The sequence below is a fragment of the uncultured Shewanella sp. genome, assembly GCF_947491715.1.
Taxonomy (GTDB): domain Bacteria; phylum Pseudomonadota; class Gammaproteobacteria; order Enterobacterales; family Shewanellaceae; genus Shewanella.
Genome location: NZ_CANLKR010000132.1, coordinates 1 through 342 on the forward strand (window position 1 = coordinate 1; position 342 = coordinate 342).

Annotated in this window: 1 protein-coding gene; it reads left to right on the forward strand. The window is 46.8% G+C overall.

The genetic code is table 11. The features are described from left to right. On the forward strand, positions 1–342 hold a 342-nt coding region (locus tag Q0779_RS23825; protein WP_298776757.1), incomplete at both ends, for a hypothetical protein.

Consider the following 342-nt stretch of genomic DNA (forward strand, 5'->3'; position numbering starts at 1 on the left):
TGACGCAGCTTAATGGCATAGAAGAGGCCATTACGCAGGTGCATGATAATCACTTAGTGGCTTATTTGGTTTCGCCCTCATTTAACGCAGAAAGTCAAGCGATAGCGATGAGTCTTAATAGCTATATTACCAATGCGTTAAAAGAGAGTTTACCGCTTTATATGCATCCATCGGTTTATATTCCCATCAGTGAAATCCCACTCACCGCCAATGGCAAGTTAGATCGCAAGGCCTTGCCTGAGCCTGAGTTGGTAAGTAGTGACGAGTATGTGGCGCCGCGTAATGATACTGAGCGTCAACTGTGTGAGGTTTGGCAAGCCGTGCTGGGGCTTGAGCAAGTTG